Raw genomic sequence first — 22,122 nt, forward strand, 5'->3', positions numbered from 1 at the left:
GGGATCCAGCGCTGGAGATCCTCGGACGCCAGCCCAGGTTTCCGGTGTCACCCAGGGCGCCGGGCCGGCGAATGTCGCTGGACGGATGCGGGCCCTCGACGGCCTGCGGCTGGTGGTGGCGCTGATGGTCGCCCTCTACCACTACCTGGGCAGGGAGTCGGCGTCCGACTTCTGGGGCGTAGACGTCCACCGGGTCTTCCCGAACGCCGACTTCCTGGCCCACTACGGCTGGTTGGGCGTCCAGATCTTCTTCGTCATCAGTGGCTTCGTCATCTGCATGAGCAGCTGGGGGAAGTCCGTCGGCCAGTTCGCCACATCGCGGGTGGTCCGGCTGTACCCGGTGTACTGGGCGGCCATCTGTCTGACCTTCCTGGTCGTGACGTTCGTGCCGACCGTGATCGAGGCCCCCACGCTGGGCGCGGTGCTCGCGAACATGACGATGTTCCAGGAGGGGCTCGGCGCGCGGCACGTCGACGGCGTCTACTGGACCCTCTGGGTCGAGCTCCGCTTCTACCTGCTCTTCGCCCTGGTCGTGTGGACCGGCCTGTCGTACCGGAAGGTCGCCCTCTTCTGCGCGGCCTGGACGATCGCCATCCCCCTGTCGGACCGGATCGGCAACGGGCTGGTGTCGTACCTGGTGCAACCCAAGTACGCCTGCTTCTTCCTCCTCGGGATCGGCTTCTACCTGCTGCACCGGTTCGGCAACCAGTTCGTCACCTGGCTGCTCGTCGGGGCGAACGGCGCCTTCACCCTGTTCCGGCTGGAGACGTTCATGCCGCACCAGGAAGACGTCACCGGCAGGGACGTCCACTACTGGGGCGTGCTGGTGATGGTGGGCCTGATGGCCCTGTTCTTCCTGGCCCTGGTGCGGGGGCGGCTGGACTGGATGTCTTGGCGGTGGCTGACGGTCGCCGGCGCGCTGAGCTACCCCTTCTACCTGATCCACCAGAACGTCGGGTACACCATGATCGGCGTCCTCGCCGGGCGGCACGGCGTCTCCGCCTACGTCGTCCTGCCGGCGACGGTGCTCGCCATGCTGCTGCTGTCCTGGCTCCTCCACCGCCTCGTCGAGCGCCCGGTCAGCGCATTCCTGCAGCGCCAGCTGCGCCGCCCCGGCCTGCTCGACCCGCAGCCCGTCTCCCGCTGAGCTCGTCGGCCGGTCCTCCGCGCCGGTGAGCCGCACGGCTGTGGTGCCGGGCTCGTGTACGAGGGCGACCACCGCGTGATGCTCCGGGCTCGGGTGATCGGCGGTGGCCGTGGAGGAAGTGCGGCCCGGGCCGACGACGTCGACCGGGCCGCCCCGGCTGCCGCACCAGTCGGAGGCCGACCGGCGGATCCGCCGGCCGTGGGCGGCCTTCGAGCAGCTGCGCGCCGCGCTGGCCGCCGGGGTGGACGTCGATCACTGCGCCCAGGTCGACGCCAGCGCGCTGCCGGTCGAGCACCCCTCCCGGGTCCGCGGCCCCGACGGCCGGGTCGGCCCGAATGACCTGGTCGCCGGCTCCGGCCGCGACTGTGCGCACGGCGAGTGGTCTCCGGTCCCCGGCTGACCCTCGATACCGATTCGGCCCCAGCGCGCCGGCCTGCCCCGCGCGCTGCGCCCGGTGATCGCCTGCCGGCGCAACTACATCAAGGTCACCGTCGGCGAGCTCCCCGACCGGATTGCGCCCGCCCACCACGGCGCGCACACCTCCTGAGGCCTGCCGACCCGCACCGCCGCCACCATCGCCGCGCACGCCCTGCTACGCGTTCATCCCACCGACCTCGGGGTTGGGTCGACCCAGAGGAGGCGTCTCAGGCCCGCAGCCGGGAGGAGGTCACGATTGCGAGGAAGTGGCCGGCCACGGCGAGCAGGGACGCGGGGACCAGCGCCACGAGGAGCACGCGGGTCCCGGTCAGGTCGCCGGTCACGACGTCGAACAGCGCCGCGGCGACCACCAGCAGGCTCAGCTCGATCGAGTGATAGAGCCGGTGGAACGGCACGAAGCGGGCCAAGCGTCGCAGCCGGGCCAGGCCCGAGGCGCCAGGCGCGGTGGTGGCCTCGTCGTCGGCTGCCCGCGCCAGGCCGGCCGACGCCCGGGCCACGTGCACCATGTCGTTGAGCGCCTTGTTCAGCACGATGACCACGGCCAGGAGCGCCCCGAGGGTCGTCCACCCGTACCCGCCGGGCAGGTCGCCGAGCCTGCCCGCGGCGCGCACCCCCAGGGCCAGCGGGATGAGCGACTCGGTGAGGTAGTGGCCGACCTTGTCCAGGAAGACGCCGAGCGGGCTCGACGTCCCCCGCCAGCGGGCGACCTCGCCGTCGCTGGCGTCCCAGAGCATCTGCAGCTGGGTCAGCAGCACGGCCAGGAGCGCCCCGCCGAGACCCGGGACGAGCAGCGCGAACCCCGACGCGGCGCCGGTGACAATCATGAGCGCGGTGACCGCGTTCGCCGTCAGGCCGGCGCGGACCAGCAGGCGGGTCAGGTACGGCGAGACGCGCCGCATGTAGAGGTCGCCGGTCCAGTGCTCGGCGGTCCGGCGACCCCGGATGGCCGGCGGCTGGGTGACCTCCCGCAGCTGCGCGATGGTCGGCCGGGCGGGCCGCTGTGGCGCGGTGCCGGTGGTCTCCGGTGCGGTGGTGCTCATCGTGGGCCTTCCGTGGTGCGTGCCGGCCGACGGGCGTCCCGGGCGGCGAGGACCTCGGCGCAGGCCGCCACGAACCGGGCTGCCGCCGGTCCGTCGGCGGGGTCGCCGAGGTAGTGCGTGCGGAGGCGGGCGCGGACGTCCCGCTCCTCGTCGGTCTCCAGGCAGCGGCGCAGCAGGGCGCCGGCCGCGCCGGCCTCCCCGGCGGTCACCCGGGGGACGGCCTCCAGCAGGGCCGAGGGCCGGACCAGGGCCCCGGCCTCCCGGGGGACCGTGACGACGAGCGGCCGGCCGGTGGGCAGCCACTCGGTGGCCATCGACGAGATGTCGGTGACCAGCGCGTCGGCGCCGGCGAAGGCGTCGGCCAGCGCGGCGCCGCCGTCCACGGTGCTGCCCGTGGCCCGCGCGGCGGGCTCGTCGAACGCCCGGCGCAGCGCGGCGTCGGCCACGGCCACGTCCGGCCGGTTGGCGCCGGTGCGCGGGTGCGGCCGGTACACCACCCGGAAGCCCTCGGCCAGCAGCGAGCGGACCAGCGCGGCCCCGTGGGTGGCCACCGAGCTGTAGGCCATGGCCGGCTGGGCGCCCTCCCAGGTCGGCGCGTAGAGCACCGTGGGGGGCTCGCCCGCCGCGCGGGGGCGCCGGGGCGCCACCGCGGGCAGCTGGGGCCGGCCCACGACGACGAGCCGGTCCGGGTCGAACCACATGAGCTCGTCGCGCACCCGGTCGACCCCGGCCTGGCCGGCGACGAAGGTGAAGTCGTAGGCCTTGAGCTGGTTGGACGCCGACACGGCCTTGTCGCTCTCGCCGTGGCCGACGTAGACGTGCGCGAGGGAGGCGAAGCGCAGGAACTGGAAGTTGCGCGGGTGGTGGCTGGCGTAGAGGGCCAGGCCGAGGGCGCCGCGCTCCACCAGCCCCTCCAGGGTGGCGGTCCGGGCGACGCAGTGCACGGGCAGCCGGGTCAGCGTGCGCAGCCGGGCCGTGGTCCGGCTGTCCTGGGTGAGGAGCACGACGCCGTGCTTCCGGTCCAGGTCGAGCAGCGGCTCCAGCCACTGCTCGACCTGGTATGCGTTGCGCGGGGGCTCCGGGAAGAACACGGCCACCCGCTGCGCCAGGGCGACGTCGCCGAGGGCCGCGTCCTCGCCGATCCCGTCGGGTTCACCACCCGGCAGCAGGCCCAGCCGCCGGACCAGGCGCCCACCGGTGGAGCGCAGCCGGGACGTCAGGACGGGGGGAACGGGTGGCACTGCGAGGACTCCTCCGGTGGTGCGGGCGTGGCGTCAGACGAGCGGTGGGCGCCCGTGCCGGGCCATCCGGGCGGCGGTCCGCCACCGCAGCGGTCGGCGGGGACCGGCCGGCGTCCGCCACCCCTCCCACCACCCGCCGAACCAGGGCCGAAGCGTCCCGGGGGTGCGCGCGGACCGGACCACCTGGAGCGCCGTCCAGGTCAGCACGTAGGGGACGCCGAGGGCCCAGGGCAGGTTGCGCCGGGCCAGCCAGACGCGGTTGCGCGCGTTGAGGCGGAAGAATTCCGCGTGGCGGGTCGTCGCGGTCACCGGGTGCGTGGCCGCCAGGTCGCCGGCGTAGCGCACGGCGGCGCCGGCGTCCCAGACCCGCCACGCCAGCTCGATGCCCTCGTGGGCGTAGAAGAACGGCGCCGGCCAGCCGCCGGCCGCCTCGAACACCGCCCGGCGCACCACCACCGCGCCCTCCCAGACGGAGAACGCGGCGCTCGGGCGGTGCCGGTCGCCGACCCGCACCCGGGGCGTCCACCGGCGCGGTGGCGTGCCGCCGCCGGCGGCGTCGACGCGGGGCTGCAGGAGGCCCAGGCCGGGGTCGGCGGCGAACCGGCGGCACGCCTCGGCCAGGAAGCCGGGATCGGGGAGCGCGGCGTCGTCGTCCAGGAACAGCAGCAGGCCGCCCTCGACGCGGGGCACGCCGGCGTTGCGCCCGGCGGGGATGCCGACGTTCTCGGGCAGGGCGAGGGCGGCCACGCCGTCCGGCAGGCCGACCGGCGCCCAGCCGTTGCCGACGACGACCACGTCGGTGCGCACGCCCTCCTGGGCGAGGACCGAGCGCACCGCCCGGTCGAGGTCGCCGGGGCGCCGGCCCTGGGTCAGGACGACGACGCCGACGTGCGGAACCGGGGCCATGCCGGGGTGGGCGGAGGTCAGGCGCCGTGGACGAGCAGCGGGTCCACCCCTGCGGGGACCACGTCGCCGGGCTCCTCTTCGTGGAGTTCCGCCGCGGCCACGGAGGCGTGGAGGTGCGAGGCGAGCTTGTCCTCGCGTCGGACGTCCACGATGTGCCCGGTCCAGGAGGAGATCAGCACGTCCAGGGAGGTCTCGGCGACGGCCCCGGGGGTGAGCAGCGTGCCCTCCGGCTCCCGGCCGAAGGCCCGGGTCCGCATGGGCGTGGCGGTGCGCTCCGGGTTGATGCAGTTCACCCGGACGCCGTCACCGGCCCACTCGTCGGCCAGCGCCTGCGTCAGGTTGACGACGGCGGCCTTGGCGGAGGAGTAGAGGCTGTAGCCGCTGCGCCCGCGGGTGTAGGAGCTGGACGTGTAGAGCAGCAGCGATCCGCCGGTCCGCCGCAGGTGCGGGTGGAAGACCTGTGCGATGTGGATCGGGGCGAGGTAGTTGACCTCGGTCGCCAGGAAGACCGTCTCCTCGCTGGTCGCGGCCAGCTCGCCGCGGGGGAGCACGCCGGCGGTGTTGACCACGAAGTCCACCCGGCCGGTGGCGGCGAGCACCTGCTCGCAGGCGGCCACGATGTCGGAGCGCCGCTCGACGTGGGTCCGCGTCTCCGAGCGGCTGAAGGTGAAGGTGGTGGCGCCGTAGGACTCGGCTAGGCGCACGATGTCCGCGCCGATCCCGTAGGAACCGCCGAACACGACGACGGTCTTGCCCTCCAGGGCTGCCCGGTACTCGGCCTCGAACCGCGGCCGGGGCGCATCGTGGCTGTCGAGCTGGAACAGCTTGTCGGCGATGTAGACGTCGATGGGCTCGGTGACCTTCATGTTGCGGTCCTCGCCCCGGACGACGGCGATCGGCACGTCGGGCAGGTAGCGCAGCACCACGGTGCAGTCGTCGGTCGCCTCGAAGTCCGGGTCACCGGCGGCGAGCTCGTAGGCCCGCCGGATGACGGACAGGCGGAAGCACTGCGGGGTCTGCCCCCGGCGCAGCAGCGGCCGGTGCAGCACCTGGTCGATCGTCTGGCCCGTCGCCTCGTCGACCTTGATTATCGTGTCCGCGGAGGGGATGGCCGTGTCCACGGCCTCGTACTCGTCCAGGGCGTCGACGCAGTCGGCGATGACCCGCTGGCTCAGCAGCGGCCGCACGGCGTCGTGGAAGAGGACGTTGCACTCATCGGCGCCCAGCGCGTCGATGGCCCGCTGGGTGGTGGCGTTGCGCGTGTCGGCGCCCTCGAGGACCTCGGTGACCTTCGGGTAGGCGCCCGACCGGAGGAAGCCGCGGACGGCGTCGAGGTGACCGGGCGTCATCATCACGACGATCTCGTCGATCAGCGGTGAGGCGTTGAGCAGCCCGATGGTGTGCTCGATGATCGGCTTGCCGGCGACCTTGATCAACTGCTTGGGGATGGACAGGCCCACGCGCGTCCCCGTGCCCCCGGCCAGGACCACCGCCACGTTCCGCAGTCTCGTCACGAGCACGACCGTAGCGACAGAGCGTGATCGCACAGTTGCACATGGGATCACCGAGACGGCGTGGGACGAAATGGTGCCAGAGGGACGGCCCGGGCCGTCCCGGTCACGCGGTGTGGACGACGTGGAAGGCCTCCGCCATGCGACCGTGCGGCAGCCCGAAACGGGACGCCGTCTGCCGCATCCAGCCGCCGACGAACTCCTCGAGGTCGTCGCGGTGGGCCACCTGGCTGACGTGGCTCTTGAGCGCGGCGAACTTCAGCTCCACCACGTCGGTCACGTCCACCGCGTGGTCGGGCCGGGGGCCGGCCCCGAGCCACACCTCGGAGACCGTCCACGCCTCGAGGCCCTCGTCGGCGAGCAGCTCCGGGAAGGCGAACGGGTTGCGGGCGTCGGGGTAGACGGCGCGCAGGGTGGACTCGCCGACGGTCATGTGGTCGGGGTGGCTGGCGCCGATGCGCTCGTAGAACCGCTCCGGGGAGCTGGTCAGCACCCGCTGCGGGCGGACCTGGCGGATGACGCGGGTGATGTCGCGGCGCAGGTCCAGGGTCAGCTCGAGCCGGCCGTCGGGGTAGCCGAGGAAGCGGACGTCGCGGACGCCGACCGCCGCCGCGGCGGCCTCCTGCTCCGCGCGGCGCAGCGGGCCCATCCGCTCGCGGGGTGTCTCGTCGAACCCGCCGGCGTCCCCGTCGGTGACGATGCAGTAGGTGACCTCGGTGCCGGCCTCGGTCCAGGTGGCGACCGTCCCGGCACTGCCGAAGTCGACGTCGTCGGGGTGGGCCAGGACGCACAGCGCGCGCTCGACGTGCTCGGCGGGCTTCGGGGGTGTCGGCATCACGTCGGGCAAGCCTAGGTGGGTCCTGCGATGCCCCGTCCCCGGAGGCCCACGCGGTCCGGGGTTCCCCCGGAACGGCATCGGGCGGACCCTGGCGGTCCACGGACCAGGTGCACGGCCGGCCGCTGCGGCCCGCCGGGGGAGGAGCCGACGTGGACCCTGCACTGTCCCGGGCGCTGGACCGGGTCGCGGACGGGCTGGCCGCCATGGGGGCCGGCAACCCCGGTCCCTACGCGGCCTGCTGGGCCGACTCCCCCGACGTGACGCTGTTCGGCGCCTGGGGACCGGTCGAGAAGGGGTACCGCGCCGTCACGAAGACCTTCGAGTGGGTGGGCAGCCGCTTCAGCGACGGCCGGCTCGTCCCGCGCTACGAGGTCGTCGACGTCAGCGGGGACCTCGCCTTCACGGTCGGGTCCGAGCAGGGGGTCGTCCGCGTGGACGGCGGGGAGCCGCGGGAGATGACGATCCGGGTGACGCACGTCTACCGGCGCGTCGAGGGCGACTGGTGGCTGGTGCACCGGCACGCCGACTTCCCACCGGCCGACCAGCGGGAGCGCTGAGCCCGCCCGCTACAGCCGGCCGCGGCCCTGGCGGAGCAGCATCATGCCGAGCGCGGCGCCGTCGCTGCCGAGCGCCTCCTGGAAACGGGCCAGCACCTGCTGCTCGCGGGCGAGGGAGAGCCGGGTGCCACCCGCGGCCCGGCGCAGCTCACCGATCTCCCGGGAGACGGCCAGGCGTTGGCGGACCAGGCGGATGATCTCCGCATCGCAGGCGTCGATCTCCTGGCGCAGCTCGGAGATGCGGGCGTCGGGCGCGGTGGGCGGCGGCGTGGCGGGGGCCGGCGTGGCGGGGATCATGGCGGTCATCGGTTCCTCCGGTGCGGGGGGCCGTCGGGCCCGGAGGACGAGAAACGCCCCGGGCTCCTCGGGCCCGGGGCGTCTGTTGCGGCGTGTGCTCAGCCAGCGGTGACGGACACCGGAACCCGGTGGCCGTAGTAAAAGCTGCGCGCGGTGAGCACGGCGGGAGTCTGCCACACCCGCGGCGGGCGGCGCCAGCGCACCCGCGGGGCGCGTGGGGCGGGCGGGTCCGCGACCCGAGGACCGTCGCCCGTCCGAACTACAGTGGTGTGGTCATGAACCCACCCCACGAAAACGCTCCGCTGGCGCTCCACGTCTCCGTGGGGTCCCCGGGATGAGCGTCCAGCAGGCCCTCCCCGGCACTGCGTCCCTCCAGCGTTCCGCGTCCGGCTCGGTGGGCCGGGAGCTGGACCGCATGCTCGCCGGCCTCAACGGCCCGCAGCGCCAGGCCGTGGTGCACGAGGGCGGCCCGCTGCTCATCGTCGCCGGCGCCGGGTCGGGCAAGACCCGGGTGCTCACCCACCGGGTCGCCTACCTCCTCGGTGCCCGCGGGGTGCAGCCCGGCGAGGTCCTCGCGATCACCTTCACGAACAAGGCCGCGGGCGAGATGAAGGAGCGGGTGGCCCAGCTGGTCGGCCCGCGCGCCCGCGCGATGTGGGTGTCGACCTTCCACTCCATGTGCGTGCGCATCCTGCGCGCCGAGGCCGCCAAGCTCGGGCTGAAGAGCTCGTTCACCATCTACGACCAGGGCGACTCCGTCCGGCTCATGACGATGGTCGCCCGCGACCTGGACCTCGACGCCAAGCGCTACCCCGGGCGCAGCCTCGCGGCGCAGGTGTCGAACCTGAAGAACGAGCTGGTCGACGAGGAGTCGTTCACCCCGGTCACCGCGCCGGAGAAGGTGCTCGCCGAGGCGTACACGCTGTACCAGCAGCGGCTGCGCCAGGCGCACGCGCTGGACTTCGACGACCTGATCATGACGACGGTGAACCTGCTCCAGGCCTTCCCCGACGTCGCGGAGCACTACCGGCGCCGGTTCCGGCACGTCCTGGTCGACGAGTACCAGGACACCAACCACGCCCAGTACGTGCTGGTGCGCGAGCTGGTGGGCACGGGTGCCGGCCCGGTGCCGCCGGCCGAGCTGTGCGTCGTCGGCGACGCCGACCAGTCGATCTACGCCTTCCGCGGCGCCACGATCCGCAACATCGACGAGTTCGAGCGCGACTACCCCGAGGCCACGACGATCCTGCTGGAGCAGAACTACCGCTCCACCCAGCGCATCCTCAAGGCGGCCAACCAGGTCATCGCCAAGAACACCGGACGCCGGCCGAAGAACCTCTGGACCGACGCCGGGGACGGCGAGCTCATCGAGGGCTACGTCGCCGAGAACGAGCACGACGAGGCCGCCTGGGTGGCCGAGCAGATCGACGCGCTGGTCGACGAGGGCCAGGCCAGGCCCAAGGACATCGCGGTCTTCTACCGCACCAACAACGCCTCCCGCGTGTTCGAGGAGGTGTTCATCCGCGTCGGCATGCCCTACAAGGTCGTCGGCGGGGTGCGCTTCTACGAGCGCAAGGAGGTCCGCGACGCGCTGGCCTACCTCAAGGTGGTGGCCAACCCCGCAGACGTGGTGAGCCTGCGGCGGGTGCTCAACACGCCCAAGCGCGGCATCGGCGACAAGGCCGAGTCCTGCATCGAGACCTTCGCCGACCGCGAGCGGATCGCCTTCGCCACCGCCCTGCGGCGCTGCGCGGAGGTCCCCGACCTCGCCGCCCGCTCGCTCAAGGCGGTGCAGGAGTTCGTCGCGCTGCTGGAGGAGTTCGAGCACCTGGTCGAGACCGGCTCGGGCCCGGCCGCGCTGCTGGAGAGCATCCTCGACCGCACCGGCTACCTGACCGAGCTGCAGGCCTCGACCGACCCGCAGGACGAGGGGCGCGTCGACAACCTCAACGAGCTCATCTCCGTGGCCGCGGAGTTCGAGGCGGCCAACCCCGGGGGCTCGGTCACCGACTTCCTCGAGCAGGTGTCGCTGGTGGCCGACGCCGACCAGATCCCGGTCGCGGGGGACGACGCCGGCGTGGTCACGCTGATGACCCTGCACACCGCCAAGGGGCTGGAGTTCCCGGTGGTCTTCCTCACCGGCATGGAGGACGGCGTCTTCCCCCACCTGCGCGCCCTGGGCGACCCGCGGGAGCTGGAGGAGGAGCGCCGGCTGGCCTACGTCGGCATCACCCGGGCGCAGCAGCGGCTGTTCCTCTCCCGGGCCACGGTGCGCACCAGCTGGGGGCAGCCGGCCTACAACCCGCCGTCCCGCTTCCTCGACGAGCTGCCGGGCGACACGGTCCGGTGGGCGGGCAAGGAGCCGGTGCCCGCGCCGAGCACGGGTTACCGCTCGGCGCAGCAGCGGGTCGCCGCGACCGGGCTGTCGACCGGCGGGCTGCGCGGTGGCGCGGGCAACCGGGCGGTCATCTCGGTCGAGGTGGGGGACCGGGTCAGCCACGACGCCTTCGGGCTCGGGACCGTCGTCGAGGTCACCGGCGTCGGCGACAAGGCCCAGGCGACGGTGGACTTCGGCTCGGGCGGCACCAAGCGCCTCGTCCTCCGCTACGCCCCGCTCGTCAAGCTCTGACCCGGGCGGTCGGCCCCCGGCCGGTGGCGCCCGTGGGCTCGTCGCGCGTGGGCCGGTGCCGGGCACAGGCAGCTCTTCCCACGTCGGCGGCTCCGGGACGCCGGACATGCTTCCTGTGCCCCGGGGTGGGGGGGGCCGATCCGGTCAGGGCACCGAGACGCCGCGCTCGGCGAGGAAGTCCTCCGGGTCGACGGCGCGGCCGTTTTGGCCGCCGCTGTGGATCTGGTAGTGCAGGTGGGGGCCGGTCGACTGGCCCTCGTTGCCGATCTTCGCGATCGGATCGCCGGCGTGCACGATGTCGCCGGCCTGCACCGAGTAGTAGCGCATGTGGCCGTAGACGTGCACGTTGCCGTCGGGGTCCTGGATGTAGACGGCGTTGCCGTACCCGGAGGCCCGGCCGGCACGGATCACCACGCCGTCGGTGGCCGCCAGGATGGGCGTGCCGAGCGGCGCCGCGAGGTCGATGCCCCAGTGCATGACCCCCCAGCGCATGCAGAAGCAGGTGGTCAGGCGGGCGCCCTCGACGGGCCGGGCGGTCGTCGGCCGCCGGGCGGCGCGGGAGGCGGCGAGCTCGGTGAGCCGGGCCTGCGCCTCGGCCTCGGTGATGCCGCGGCGCACGAGGGCGTCGTCCAGCTCGCCCGCCAGCCCGAGGTCGGAGACCCCGAGGCCGTAGTCGACGGAGGTCATGCCGGTGGGGACGGGGTCGTCGCCCAGCAGGCCGGGCAGGCCGGCGAGGACGGCGCCCGCGACGAGGGCGGCCAGCCAGACCGGACCGCGCCGGCCGGGAGGACGGGGGAGGCCGCGGCGGCGCGGGGCGGGCGTCGCGACGGCGGGCGCCTGCTCCGCCGGCGCCTCTGCCGCGGGCACCCGCTCGGCGGGCGTCCTGTCCACGGGGAGGCGCGGGGTGACCGCGGGTTCCCGGTCGGCCGTCGGCCGCTCCAGCAGGCTGGTCACCGGAGCACCTCCCTGGTGGGTCTGCCCCTCCGGCCGGGCTGCCGAGCGGCAGACCGCCGGGGGAGCGGCGGTGGCGCGGGCGACCTGTGCGGGTCCCCCTCCGGTTGTCCGGTGCCGTGATCGGACGGTAACGATCCGTCATTGCCACCATCGGCCGGCGCGGGCGCGTGTCGCCTTGTCTGCAACCCGTGTGACGAATGAGCCGGAAGAGCCGGGTGTGGCGCTCCGCGGGTCGTCCTGCTCCGGACGGCAGCCACCGGGGCTCAGGGGCGCCGCCCTCGTCCAGGGGTCCGCCACGAGCGGGCGAGGGGTGGGGGGACGAGGGCCTTTCCTCAGGCCGCGGCGGTGGTCGCGAGCGGTACGGCGACCGGTCGGTGGCCGGCGAGGGTCGCCGCCACCTCGTCGAGGACCTGCCGGTGGAAGGGCAGGGTCATGTGCCCGATGCCGCGGACCAGCACGTTGCGGACGTGCAGGTCGGGGTGGTCGCAGCGGCCCGCGCGGGTGGGGAGCACCACCTGGTCCAGGTCGCTGTAGACCGCGGTGATCGGGGTGCGGACCCCCGGGGCCGGCAACGCCAGCTCCTCGAGCACCGGTGAACCCGGGCGCAGCTGCCGCACCAGCGGGGTGGGCAGCAGGTGCGCGAGCACCGAACCCCGGTGCGGCGTCCCGAGGGTCACGAGGGAGGCCACCCGGGCGTCGCCGCCCTGCCGCTGGACGTGGTAGCGCGCGATCAGGCCGCCCAGGCTGTGCCCGACCACGTGCACCCGCTCGTGCCCGGTCTGCTCGCAGACCCGCTCCAGGTGCGCACCGAGGTCGGCGGCGCCCCGGGCGACGTCGTCCAGCAGCGGGCTGTAGTTCCACGAGCAGACGTGGGCGAAGCCCCGCCGGCGGAGGCTGCGCCGCATCACGGCGAAGATCGAGCAGTTGTCGATCAGGCCGTGCACCAGGACGACGGGGGTCCGCGCGGCCAGCGGGTCGGCGGCGAACAACGCCCGCGCCGCAGGGTTCCGGCCGCCGGGCCGGCGGCTGGGGTCGGGGCGCACCGGCTCCACCCGCGTGCCCAGCGGGTACATCAGCACGTGGGCGCCGACGAGGGCCAGCTCGGTGATCCCGCCGGTCAGGACCGCCCGGGAGGCGAGGGCCCGCAACCCCCGTGGCGCGGCCGGGAGGACGGCCTCGGTGTGCGAGGCTGGACCGGTAGGAGGGTCGGCGGCCGGACGCACGGTCTCCGCCTCCCGTCCTCGGTCCGGGGGCTCCCCGGCTCGACCGACCCGCCGAGGCGGGTGCACCGCCGCAGCGGCGCCCTGTTCACTCGACGGTAATCCCCGTGTGTGTCGGTCGTCACACGCACGACAGCACCCGGCCGCCGATCGAGGCCGGTTCGTGACCTACCGACGGAGGGGGACCGTGACCGCCCGAGACGGTTCGACCCGGAGACGCCCGGCCGCGGGGGCCCGCGCGCCGTCGGCCCGGCGGTCGCCGGCCCGGGGCGCGGCCGACGCGCGCGGCGGCGGTGCGCGACCCGGGCCCCCGCCGGGTGACGCGCTCGTCATCGGGCCGGTCCCGCCGCTGGCCCGGGCGGCCGGCGTGCTGCTCGTCCTCTCCGGGGTCGTGGGCCTCGTGGCGCCGTTCCCGACCTACCTGGTCGTCGGCGGGCAGGAGCTGGTCCGGGGGGACGGCATCGCCGGCGTCCTCGCGGCGTGGCTCGTGCCCGTGGTCTCGGTCGCGGTGGGGGCCGGGCTGGCCGCCGGGCGGGTGCCTCGGTTCGGGCTGGCCTTCGCCGGCGTCCTCGGGGCACCCGCCCTCGGCCTGCTGGCCATCGAGCTGTACCGCGCCCGGGACTCGACGGTGCGCCCGGCGGTGGAGGTGCTCGCCGGCGAGCGGGTGCTGACCAGTTCGGTCGAGGTCGGCGCCGGCTGGGTGCTGGGTGCGGTGTCCCTCGGTCTCCTCGTGCTGGCCGGTGTCGTCGCCGCGGCGGCGTGGGGCCGCACGGTCATGGAGGACGGCGGCGCCCTCGACCCGCTCCGCCCGGTCCTCGCCGGGGCCGGCGCGGTGCTGGGGGTGGCGACCGTCCTCTGCCTGGTGCTGCCCGCGGCCGACGTCCCCGACCGGGTCGTGACCGACCCCGTCACCGGCCTGCAGACCGTGGTCGAGCAGCCGGGGCCGCAGGGGCTGCTCGAGCGCCCGGGGCTGGCCCTGCTGGGCGGGCTGCTGCTGGCCGCGGCCCTGGTGCTGGGGGCGGTGGTGGCGCCGTCCCTGCGCCCCCGGCTGGCGGCGGTCGGCGGGCTGCTGGCGATCACCGCCGTCGTCCTCGCCGCCGGCCTGGGCGGGCTGCGGGACGCCGGGTCGCCGGACCTCCGGTGGACGCTCGCCGGCGCGGGCCTGCTGGTCGCCGGCCTGGCCTGGGCCGGGCTCACCGCGGTGGCCTGGCGCGCCCGCCGCGCACCCGCGGTGGAGCGGGGAGGGCGCTGAGCAGGGCCTCCGCCCGGCGGTGCTGTGATGCGGCCCACGCCCCCCGACGTCGGGGGGACGGTGCCCGCACGCGGGGTCTACGGTGCCTCTCCGTGGATCTCTTCGAGTACCAGGCCCGTGACCTGTTGGCCGCGCACGGCGTACCCGTGCTGCCCGGCGGCGTCGCCGAGACCCCCGAGCAGGCCGAGGCGATCGCACGGGAGATCGCCGCCCCCGTCGTCGTCAAGGCGCAGGTGAAGACCGGTGGCCGGGGCAAGGCCGGGGGCGTCAAGCTCGCCGACGACGCCGAGACCGCCCGGGCCCGTGCCGAGGACATCCTGGGCCTGGACATCAAGGGCCACATCACCCACCGCGTGATGGTCGCCCAGGCCAGCGACATCGCCGAGGAGTACTACTTCTCGTACCTGCTCGACCGCGCCAACCGGACCTTCCTGGCCATGGCCAGCGTCGAGGGCGGGATGGAGATCGAGCAGCTGGCCGTCGAGCGGCCCGAGGCGCTGGCCCGGGTCCCGGTCGACGCCGCGGTCGGGGTCGACACCGCGAAGGCCGCCGAGATCGTCGACGCCGCGGGCTTCCCGGCCGAGGTGCGGGACCAGGTGATCGCCATCGCCGTCCAGCTGTGGGACGTCTTCAGCAAGGAGGACGCCACGCTGGTCGAGGTCAACCCGCTGGCGAAGGCCCCCGACGGCACCGTGCTCGCGCTCGACGCGAAGGTGACCCTCGACGAGAACGCCGCGTTCCGGCACGAGGGCCACGCCGCCCTGGAGGACAGCGCCTCGGCCGACCCGCTCGAGGCGGCGGCCAAGGAGAAGGACCTCAACTACGTCAAGCTCGACGGCGCGGTCGGCATCATCGGCAACGGCGCCGGCCTGGTGATGAGCACGCTGGACGTCGTCGCCTACGCCGGCGAGGAGTTCGGCGGCGTCAAGCCGGCCAACTTCCTCGACATCGGCGGAGGCGCCTCGGCCGAGGTCATGGCCAACGGCCTGCACATCATCCTCTCCGACCCCGCCGTGAAGAGCGTCTTCGTCAACGTGTTCGGCGGGATCACCGCCTGCGACGCGGTGGCCAACGGCATCGTGCACGCGCTGCAGCTGCTCGGGGACGAGGCGACCAAGCCGCTGGTGGTCCGGCTCGACGGCAACAACGTGGAGGAGGGCCGGCGGATCCTCGCCGACGCCAACCACCCGCTGGTGACCCTGGTGGACACGATGGACGGCGCCGCCCGCCGGGCCGCGGAGCTGGCCGGGTAAGGGCCCCGTCCCCCTCATCCCTCGCAGGCTCGGGACGAGCCTCTGGACGGGGCCATCGGTGCCCCCCTTCCGAGACAGGACTCAGCAACGATGTCGATCTTCCTCAACGAGAACAGCAAGGTCATCGTCCAGGGCATGACCGGCTCCGAGGGGCGCAAGCACACCCAGCGCATGCTCTCCTCCGGGACCGCGATCGTCGGCGGGGTCAACCCGAAGAAGGCCGGCCAGAGCGTCGACTTCGACGGTGCCGGCGTGCCGGTGTTCGGCTCGGTCGGCGAGGCGATGAAGGAGACCGGCGCCGACGTCAGCGTCATCTTCGTGCCCCCGGCCGGGGCGAAGGGCGCCGTCGTCGAGGCCGTGGACGCGCAGATCGGGCTGGCCGTCGTCATCACCGAGGGCATCCCGGTGCACGACTCGACCTCCTTCTGGGCGCACGCCCAGGGCGGCTCGACCCGGATCATCGGCCCGAACTGCCCGGGGCTGATCAGCCCCGGCCGCTCGAACGCCGGCATCATCCCGGCCAACATCACCAAGCAGGGGAAGATCGGGCTGGTCAGCAAGTCCGGCACCCTGACCTACCAGATGATGTACGAGCTCCGGGACATCGGGTTCTCCACCTGCGTCGGCATCGGCGGCGACCCGGTCATCGGGACGACGCACATCGACTGCCTGCAGGCCTTCCAGGACGACCCGGAGACCGAGGCCATCGTGATGATCGGTGAGATCGGCGGCGACGCCGAGGAGCGGGCCGCCGACTTCATCGCGGCCAACGTCACCAAGCCCGTCGTCGGCTACGTCGCCGGCTTCACCGCGCCCGAGGGCAAGACGATGGGTCACGCCGGCGCGATCGTCTCCGGCTCGGCCGGCACCGCGCAGGCCAAGAAGGAGGCCCTCGAGGCCGCCGGGGTCAGGGTCGGCAAGACGCCCTCGGAGACCGCCCGCCTCATGCGCGAGATCGTCGGCTGACGCCTCCCCGCCCGCTGCCCCCACCCCCGGGGGCGGCGGGCGGCGCTGCGCCGGGGACTCGGTAGCGTCACGGACGTCGGCCGCGGGGCGTGCCGCGATTGCCTGGCGTGGCGCCGCTCGTCAGCATGCGCCCCGGTGGAGCCCGGCCGACGGAGGAGTGCCCCGCGATGACCAGCCAGCCCCCGCCCGCGGGCGGGTACGGAGGACCGGGGTGGGGGCAGGAGCCCCCGGGGGAGCCGCGCCACGGGCACCCCCCCTACGGCGGGCCGTCCCACGAGCAGCCCCCGTACGGGCAGCCGACCCACGGGCAGCCGCCCGGCTGGGGACAGCCGGGGGCGGGGCAGCAGCCCGGCCACGCCCAGCCGGCGTCCTGGGCCCAGCCGGGCCCGGGTCAGCAGGGGCCCTACGGCCAGCAGCCCGGCGGGCCGGCCCCGCACGGGCAGGCGGGCGGAGCCCGGTACGGGGGGCGTCCGGGCGGCGGACCCGCGTTCGACGCCCGGAAGCTGAGGATGGCCGACCTCGTCGTCGCCGGCGGCACCCTGCTGTTCCTCGTCCTGGCGTTCTTCCCCTGGTACCGGTTCGAGGACGTCTTCTTCGGCGCGGACGTCAGCGTCTGGGGGTGGAGCTCCGGCCAGGTCACCACGGCGTTCTTCCTCTTCCTGCTCGCCTCGCTGTGGGCCGTGCTGCCGGCGTTCGTGCGCCTCGACCTCGGCTTCCCCCGGTCGTGGATCACCGTGGGCCTGGCCGGTCTCGGCTTCCTCATGGCCCTGCTGGCCTGGATCGACACCTTCAGCATCGGGCTGTCCTTCTCGTTGTGGGCGCTGCTCGGGTTCCTGACGGCGCTCGCCGTCCTGGCCTTCGCCGTGCTGGCGCTGCTGCCCGAGCTGACGGCGGGGCGCGCGCTGCCGGGCGGGCTGGCCGACGCCGCGCGGTGGGCCGACCAGCGGGCTCCGCAGTTCGGTCCCCCGGCCGGGCCGCGGGCCGACGACCAGCAGCCCCGGGAGCAGGCCCCCTACGGCCAGCAGCCGCCGTACGGCCAGCAGCCGCCGTACGGCCAGCAGCCGCCGTACGGCCAGCAGCCGCCGTACGGCCAGCAGCCGCCGTACGGCCAGGCCCCCTACGGCCAGCAGCCGCCCTACGGCCAGACCCCCTACGGCCAGACCCCCTACGGCCAGCAGCCGCCGTACGGCCACGCCCCCCAAGGTCAGCAGCCCGCCTACGGGCAGTTCCCCCCGCCGCCCGGCTGGCCCGCCGGCCCGGCGCCGCACGGGCAGCCCGGCGGTGCCACCCCGCGCGATCCGGGGACGGACCCGGGACCCGGGACCCCGTCCGGCGGGTCCACCGCCTCCGGGCAGGGGGCGGACCCCGAGCGGCCTTCCGGGACCTGACCCGGGACGCGCCCACCGGTCGTCCCCGGCCGCGGCGCGGTGCCCACGACCGGCGCCGCGGCTTGGGACAGTGGGGGCGTGGTCTCCCTCCTGGCGCGACTGACCGTGCCCCGGCAGAGCGCGACCGGTGCCCGGTGGCCGGACCGGGCACCGGCCGTGGCCGCCGCCGCGTCCGCGGCGGTCACCGCCCTCGGCCTGGCCGGCCTGACGCTGGCCGTGGTGGTCGTGCAGACGCTCGACCCGTCCGGCGGCCTCCCCTTCGGCGGCTCGCTGCGCCTCGCCGGGCAGCTCTGGCTGCTGGCCCAGGGGGGCGAGCTGACGCTGGCATCGGGGCGCTTGTCGCTCGCGCCGCTGCTCGTCACCCTGCTGCTGGCCTGCGGTCTGGCGAGCGCCGGCCGGGTCGTCGTCCGTGCCTGCGACCTGACCGGGGCCCGCGCCGCGGCGGTCGCGGTGGGCGTGCTCGCCGCCGTCCACGTGCTGCTCACCGCCGGGGTCGCCCTCGCCGCCGACACGGCCGGCGCCCGCGTCGGCCTGCTGCCCGCGGTGCTCGGCGCGGCCGTCCTCGCCGTCGCCGCGGCAGGGTGGGGCGTCGTCCGCGAGTCCGGGGCCCTCGACCCCGTCGCGGGACGCCTGCCCGACGCCGTGCGCCCGCTGCTGCGCGGTGTGCTGGCCGGCTGGCTCGCCGCCGTCGCCCTGGGCCTGGCGGTGGTCGCCGTGGCGCTGGCCTCCGACACCGCGGGCTACGCGGCGGTGTCCCGCTCGCTGGGTGGTGCCGGCGCCGGGGCGCTGGGCCTGCTGGCCCTCGGCGTCCTGCTGCTGCCGAACGCCGCCGCGGGCGCCCTCGGCGTGGCGGCCGGGCCGGGCCTGTCCGTCGGCAGCGGGACGCTGGTCTCCGTCCACGGCGTCACCCTCGGCACCGTGCCGGCGCTGCCCCTGCTGGCCGCGCTGCCCGACACGCAGGCCGTGCCGCTGCTCGCGTTCGCCTCCCAGGTGGTGCCCGCGCTGGCCGGGGTCGTCGCGGGCACCACGCTCGGCCGGCACCTCGGCGGCAGCAGCGCCGGGTCGGTCGTCGCCGGTCTGTGGGGCGTGCTGGCCGGCGTGCTGCTCGGGGCGGCCTGCGGGCTGTTCGCCTGGGTCGCGGGCGGGTCGCTCGGGGACGGCGCCCTGGCCGAGGTCGGGGCACCCCCGGTGGCCACGGCGCTGTCCGTCGCCGTCCAGGCCGGCCTCGCCGCGGGCCTGGCCGCCGCGGTGGCCCGGTGGCGGTCCCCGGCCTGACCGGCCGCGTCCGCAGGGCCGCGCCGAGCCCGCGAGGCCCGCACGGCGCCCTTGTAGGGTCGCTGCCGTGCCCGCACCCGAGCCGTCCCCGCGGGCGCGGGTCGTCGTCCTGCTGTCCGGCACCGGCTCGCTCTGCGCCGCGCTGCTCGCCGCCACCGACGACCCGGCCTACCCCGCGCAGGTCGTCGCGGTCGGCAGCGACCGGGACGCCGCCGGGCTCGAGCACGCCCGCCGCCGCGGCATCCCGACGTTCGCGTGCCGGCTCGGCGCGCACCCCGACCGCGCCACCTGGGACCGCGCCCTGGCTGCCGAGATCGCGGCGCACGCGCCGGACCTGGTGGTCTCCGCGGGCTTCATGAAGATCGTCGGCCCCGCGGTCCTCGCCGCCTTCGAGGGCAGGTTGCTCAACACCCACCCGGCGCTGCTGCCGGCCTTCCCCGGGGCCCACGCGGTGCGCGACGCGCTCGCCGCGGGCGTCGCGGTCACCGGCAGCACGGTGCACCTGGTCGACGCCGGCGTGGACACCGGCCCGGTGCTCGCGCAGCGCGAGGTGCCGGTGCAGCCCGGGGACGACGAGGCCCGGCTGCACGAACGGATCAAGACGGTGGAGCGCGAGCTCCTGGTGGAGACGGTGGCCCGCCTGGTCCCCGCCGTCCGAGGAACGGAGACCCCTGGATGACCGATCGGACCCCGATCCGCCGCGCGCTGCTGGGCGTGTACGACAAGAGCGGCATCGAGGACCTGGCGCGCGGGCTGGCCGCGGCCGGGGTCGAGCTGGTCAGCACCGGGGCGACCGCCCGGCGCATCGCCGACGCCGGCGTCCCGGTCACCCCCGTCGAGCAGGTGACCGGCTTCCCCGAGTGCCTGGACGGGCGGGTCAAGACCCTGCACCCGGCCGTGCACGCCGGCATCCTGGCCGACCGCCGCAAGCCGGAGCACGTCGCGCAGCTCGACCGGCTCGGGATCGGCGCGTTCGACCTCGTGGTGGTCAACCTCTACCCGTTCACGCAGACCGTCGCCTCGGGCGCCACGCCCGACGAGTGCGTCGAGCAGATCGACATCGGCGGGCCGGCGATGGTGCGGGCCGCGGCGAAGAACCACCCGTCGGTCGCGGTCGTCGTCGACCCGGCCCGCTACGACGACGTCCTAGTCGCGGTGCGGGAGGGCGGCTTCACGCCGGCCCAGCGGCAGCGGCTGGCCGCTGCGGCGTTCCGGCACACCGCCACCTACGACATCGCCGTCGCCTCCTGGATGGGCAACGTGCTGGCACCGGACGACGACTCGGGCTTCCCCGCCTGGGTGGGGGCGAGCTGGGAGCGGGCCGAGGTGCTGCGCTACGGCGAGAACCCGCACCAGGCCGCGGCGCTCTACCGCAGCGACCGGCCCGGGCTGGCCCACGCCGAGCAGCTGCACGGCAAGCAGATGTCCTACAACAACTACGTCGACACCGACGCCGCGTGGCGGGCCGCGCACGACCACGACGACCCCTGCGTGGCGATCATCAAGCACGCCAACCCCTGCGGGATCGCCGTCGGGCCGGACATCGCCTCGGCCCACCGCAAGGCGCACGCCTGCGACCCCGTGTCCGCCTTCGGCGGGGTCATCGCGGCCAACCGGGAGGTGGACCTCGCGATGGCCGAGCAGGTCGCCGAGGTCTTCACCGAGGTCGTCGTCGCGCCGTCCTTCACCGCCGACGCGGTGGACGTGCTGACGGCGAAGAAGAACATCCGGCTGCTGCGACTGCCCGACGAGACCCGGCCGGCCACCGAGCTGCGACCGCTCGGCGGCGGGCTGCTGCTCCAGGTCGCCGACCGCGTCGACGCCGCGGGCGACGACCCGACGACCTGGACGCTCGCGACCGGCCAGCCGCTGGACGCCGCCGGGCTCGACGACCTCGTCTTCGCCTGGCGCAGCGTCCGCGCGGTGCGCAGCAACGCCATCCTGCTGGCCCACGACCGGGCGACGGTCGGCGTCGGCATGGGCCAGGTCAACCGGGTGGACGCCGCCCGGCTGGCGGTGACCCGCGCCGGCGACCGCGCGGCCGGGGCGGTCGCGGCCTCCGACGCCTTCTTCCCGTTCGCCGACGGTCTCCAGGTGCTGCTCGAGGCGGGCGTGCGGGCGGTGGTGCAGCCGGGCGGGTCGGTGCGCGACGCCGAGGTGGTCGCGGCGGCCGAGGCCGCCGGCGTGCCGCTCTACCTGACCGGCACCCGGCACTTCGCGCACTGAAGAAGGACCTCCTCGCCCCCCGCCACTCGCACGCTCGCGGCGGGTCCCTGCGAGGAGGCCGTTCCAGCACGTCACCTGCTCGGCGCGGGCCCCTGGAGGGTGGCCGTTCCAACTCGTCACCTGCTCGCGGCGGGTTCCTGCGAGGAGGCCGTTCCAGCACGTCACCTGCTCGGCGCGGGCCCCTGGAGGGTGGCCGTTCCGGCTCGTCACCTGCTCGCGGCGGGTTCCTGGAGGGTGGCCGTTCCAACTCGTCACCTGCTCGCGGCGGGTCCCTGCGAGGACGCCGTTCCAGCACGTCGCCTGCTCGGCGCGGGGCCTACCCTGCACCGGTGCACAGCAGCCGACCGCACGTCCGACCGCCCGAGGCCGGTGCGGTGGTCGAGGGGCAGGACCTCGCCCGGGTCGACTGGTGGGGCACCGAGCTCGAGGCCGTCACCTTCACCCGCTGCCGCTTCGAGGACGCCGGGCTGGAGGAGCTGGTCACCCGGCGCTGCGTGTTCGACTCCTGCGTGCTCACCGGCGTCCGCCTGGGCGGCTCCCGGCACACCGGGTCGGCGTTCCTCTCCTGCCGCTTCGACCGGGCCCGGCTGTTCGACGCCGTGTGGACCGGGTGCAAGCTCACCGGCTCGCAGTTCCCCGGCGCGGTGCTGCGGCCCGTGACCTCGGTGGACTGCGACTGGTCGTGGACGTCGCTGCGCGGGGTGGACCTCTCCGGCTCCGACCTCTCCGGCCAGCGGTTCCGGGAGGCGGACCTGACCGGCGCCGACCTGCGCGAGTGCGACCTCACCGGCGCCGACCTCGACCACTCCCGCCTGCAGGGGGCCGCGTTGCGCGGTGCCGACCTGCGGGGGGCGTCCACCGACGCCGTCCCCTGGCGCGCGCTGGACCTCACCGGCGTGCGGCTGGACCTCCAGCAGTCCGTCCAGGTCGCCCGCGCCCACGGCGCCCTGGTCACCGACTGAGACCCCGGCCCGGGCGGGGCGA

General features: G+C 75.2%; 20 protein-coding genes. 12 read left to right on the plus strand and 8 right to left on the minus strand.

What is annotated here, in order from left to right; genetic code table 11:
• Positions 1 to 85: 85 nt before the first annotated feature.
• Positions 86 to 1,147 (plus strand): acyltransferase family protein, encoded by a 1,062-nt coding sequence (locus D0Z06_RS02050; protein WP_117375689.1) that lies wholly within the window; start codon positions 86 to 88, stop codon positions 1,145 to 1,147.
• 103 nt (positions 1,148 to 1,250) lie between these two features.
• On the plus strand, positions 1,251 to 1,547 hold the full coding sequence (locus D0Z06_RS02055) for a hypothetical protein (RefSeq protein WP_147331967.1): 297 nt from the start codon (positions 1,251 to 1,253) through the stop codon (positions 1,545 to 1,547).
• A 244-nt stretch (positions 1,548 to 1,791) separates the two neighbouring features.
• Here D0Z06_RS02055 and D0Z06_RS02060 read toward each other — a convergent pair whose 3' ends face one another.
• From D0Z06_RS02060 to D0Z06_RS02080, 5 genes are all read right to left on the minus strand, one after another.
• Complete coding sequence (locus D0Z06_RS02060; protein WP_117375691.1) at positions 1,792 to 2,625, minus strand: CDP-alcohol phosphatidyltransferase family protein; 834 nt, start codon at positions 2,623 to 2,625, stop codon at positions 1,792 to 1,794.
• On the minus strand, positions 2,622 to 3,866 hold the full coding sequence (locus tag D0Z06_RS26845; RefSeq protein ID WP_117375692.1) for a CDP-glycerol glycerophosphotransferase family protein: 1,245 nt from the start codon (positions 3,864 to 3,866) through the stop codon (positions 2,622 to 2,624). The genes D0Z06_RS02060 and D0Z06_RS26845 overlap by 4 nt, the downstream gene beginning before the upstream one ends.
• Positions 3,867 to 3,899: 33 nt before the next feature.
• The gene (locus tag D0Z06_RS02070; RefSeq protein WP_117375693.1) at positions 3,900 to 4,772 is read right to left on the minus strand and encodes a glycosyltransferase family 2 protein; all 873 of its coding nucleotides are present in this window, start codon (positions 4,770 to 4,772) and stop codon (positions 3,900 to 3,902) included.
• 17 nt (positions 4,773 to 4,789) lie between these two features.
• Positions 4,790 to 6,286 (minus strand): bifunctional cytidylyltransferase/SDR family oxidoreductase, encoded by a 1,497-nt coding sequence (locus D0Z06_RS02075; protein WP_117375784.1) that lies wholly within the window; start codon positions 6,284 to 6,286, stop codon positions 4,790 to 4,792.
• 103 nt (positions 6,287 to 6,389) lie between these two features.
• Entirely contained in the window at positions 6,390 to 7,118 is a 729-nt protein-coding gene (locus D0Z06_RS02080) for a PIG-L deacetylase family protein (RefSeq protein ID WP_117375785.1), read from the minus strand.
• Between the two features lie 152 nt (positions 7,119 to 7,270).
• On the opposite strand from D0Z06_RS02080, the gene D0Z06_RS02085 reads away from it, so the two are divergent.
• Positions 7,271 to 7,678, plus strand: coding sequence for a YybH family protein (locus tag D0Z06_RS02085; RefSeq protein ID WP_117375694.1), 408 nt, complete (start codon positions 7,271 to 7,273; stop codon positions 7,676 to 7,678).
• Positions 7,679 to 7,687: 9 nt separating this feature from the next.
• Here the strand turns inward: D0Z06_RS02085 and D0Z06_RS02090 are convergent, their stop codons facing one another.
• On the minus strand, positions 7,688 to 7,984 hold the full coding sequence (locus tag D0Z06_RS02090) for a chorismate mutase (RefSeq protein ID WP_117375695.1): 297 nt from the start codon (positions 7,982 to 7,984) through the stop codon (positions 7,688 to 7,690).
• Between the two features lie 325 nt (positions 7,985 to 8,309).
• On the opposite strand from D0Z06_RS02090, the gene pcrA reads away from it, so the two are divergent.
• Positions 8,310 to 10,604 carry a DNA helicase PcrA gene (gene pcrA, locus D0Z06_RS02095; protein ID WP_117375696.1) on the plus strand — a complete coding sequence of 765 codons (2,295 nt, stop codon included), beginning with the start codon at positions 8,310 to 8,312 and terminating at the stop codon, positions 10,602 to 10,604.
• A 144-nt stretch (positions 10,605 to 10,748) separates the two neighbouring features.
• Here pcrA and D0Z06_RS02100 read toward each other — a convergent pair whose 3' ends face one another.
• Both D0Z06_RS02100 and D0Z06_RS02105 read right to left on the minus strand, forming a co-directional pair.
• Positions 10,749 to 11,558 carry a M23 family metallopeptidase gene (locus tag D0Z06_RS02100; protein WP_117375697.1) on the minus strand — a complete coding sequence of 270 codons (810 nt, stop codon included), beginning with the start codon at positions 11,556 to 11,558 and terminating at the stop codon, positions 10,749 to 10,751.
• A 332-nt stretch (positions 11,559 to 11,890) separates the two neighbouring features.
• On the minus strand, positions 11,891 to 12,706 hold the full coding sequence (locus D0Z06_RS02105) for an esterase/lipase family protein (RefSeq protein WP_233517380.1): 816 nt from the start codon (positions 12,704 to 12,706) through the stop codon (positions 11,891 to 11,893).
• Between the two features lie 259 nt (positions 12,707 to 12,965).
• Here D0Z06_RS02105 and D0Z06_RS02110 point away from each other — a divergent pair, with 259 nt between their 5' ends.
• The 8 genes from D0Z06_RS02110 (at position 12,966) to D0Z06_RS02145 (ending at position 22,100) form a co-directional block, all read left to right on the plus strand.
• Positions 12,966 to 14,030, plus strand: coding sequence for a hypothetical protein (locus D0Z06_RS02110; RefSeq protein ID WP_117375699.1), 1,065 nt, complete (start codon positions 12,966 to 12,968; stop codon positions 14,028 to 14,030).
• 92 nt (positions 14,031 to 14,122) lie between these two features.
• On the plus strand, positions 14,123 to 15,283 hold the full coding sequence (gene sucC, locus D0Z06_RS02115; RefSeq protein ID WP_117375700.1) for an ADP-forming succinate--CoA ligase subunit beta: 1,161 nt from the start codon (positions 14,123 to 14,125) through the stop codon (positions 15,281 to 15,283).
• A 90-nt stretch (positions 15,284 to 15,373) separates the two neighbouring features.
• A complete protein-coding gene (sucD, locus tag D0Z06_RS02120; protein WP_117375701.1) occupies positions 15,374 to 16,249 on the plus strand; it encodes a succinate--CoA ligase subunit alpha in 876 nt (291 codons plus the stop codon).
• Between the two features lie 509 nt (positions 16,250 to 16,758).
• Positions 16,759 to 17,637, plus strand: coding sequence for a hypothetical protein (locus D0Z06_RS02125; RefSeq protein WP_117375702.1), 879 nt, complete (start codon positions 16,759 to 16,761; stop codon positions 17,635 to 17,637).
• A 78-nt stretch (positions 17,638 to 17,715) separates the two neighbouring features.
• Positions 17,716 to 18,912, plus strand: coding sequence for a cell division protein PerM (locus D0Z06_RS02130; RefSeq protein ID WP_117375703.1), 1,197 nt, complete (start codon positions 17,716 to 17,718; stop codon positions 18,910 to 18,912).
• A gap of 67 nt (positions 18,913 to 18,979) precedes the next feature.
• On the plus strand, positions 18,980 to 19,591 hold the full coding sequence (gene purN / locus D0Z06_RS02135) for a phosphoribosylglycinamide formyltransferase (protein WP_117375704.1): 612 nt from the start codon (positions 18,980 to 18,982) through the stop codon (positions 19,589 to 19,591).
• Positions 19,588 to 21,138, plus strand: coding sequence for a bifunctional phosphoribosylaminoimidazolecarboxamide formyltransferase/IMP cyclohydrolase (gene purH / locus D0Z06_RS02140; protein ID WP_117375705.1), 1,551 nt, complete (start codon positions 19,588 to 19,590; stop codon positions 21,136 to 21,138). Before purN ends, purH begins: the two co-directional genes overlap by 4 nt.
• Before the next feature lie 329 nt (positions 21,139 to 21,467).
• Positions 21,468 to 22,100 carry a pentapeptide repeat-containing protein gene (locus tag D0Z06_RS02145; RefSeq protein WP_117375706.1) on the plus strand — a complete coding sequence of 211 codons (633 nt, stop codon included), beginning with the start codon at positions 21,468 to 21,470 and terminating at the stop codon, positions 22,098 to 22,100.
• The last annotated feature ends 22 nt before the right edge of the window (positions 22,101 to 22,122 follow it).

This window comes from Geodermatophilus marinus, from assembly GCF_003428645.1.
Classification (GTDB): Bacteria; Actinomycetota; Actinomycetes; order Mycobacteriales; family Geodermatophilaceae; genus Geodermatophilus.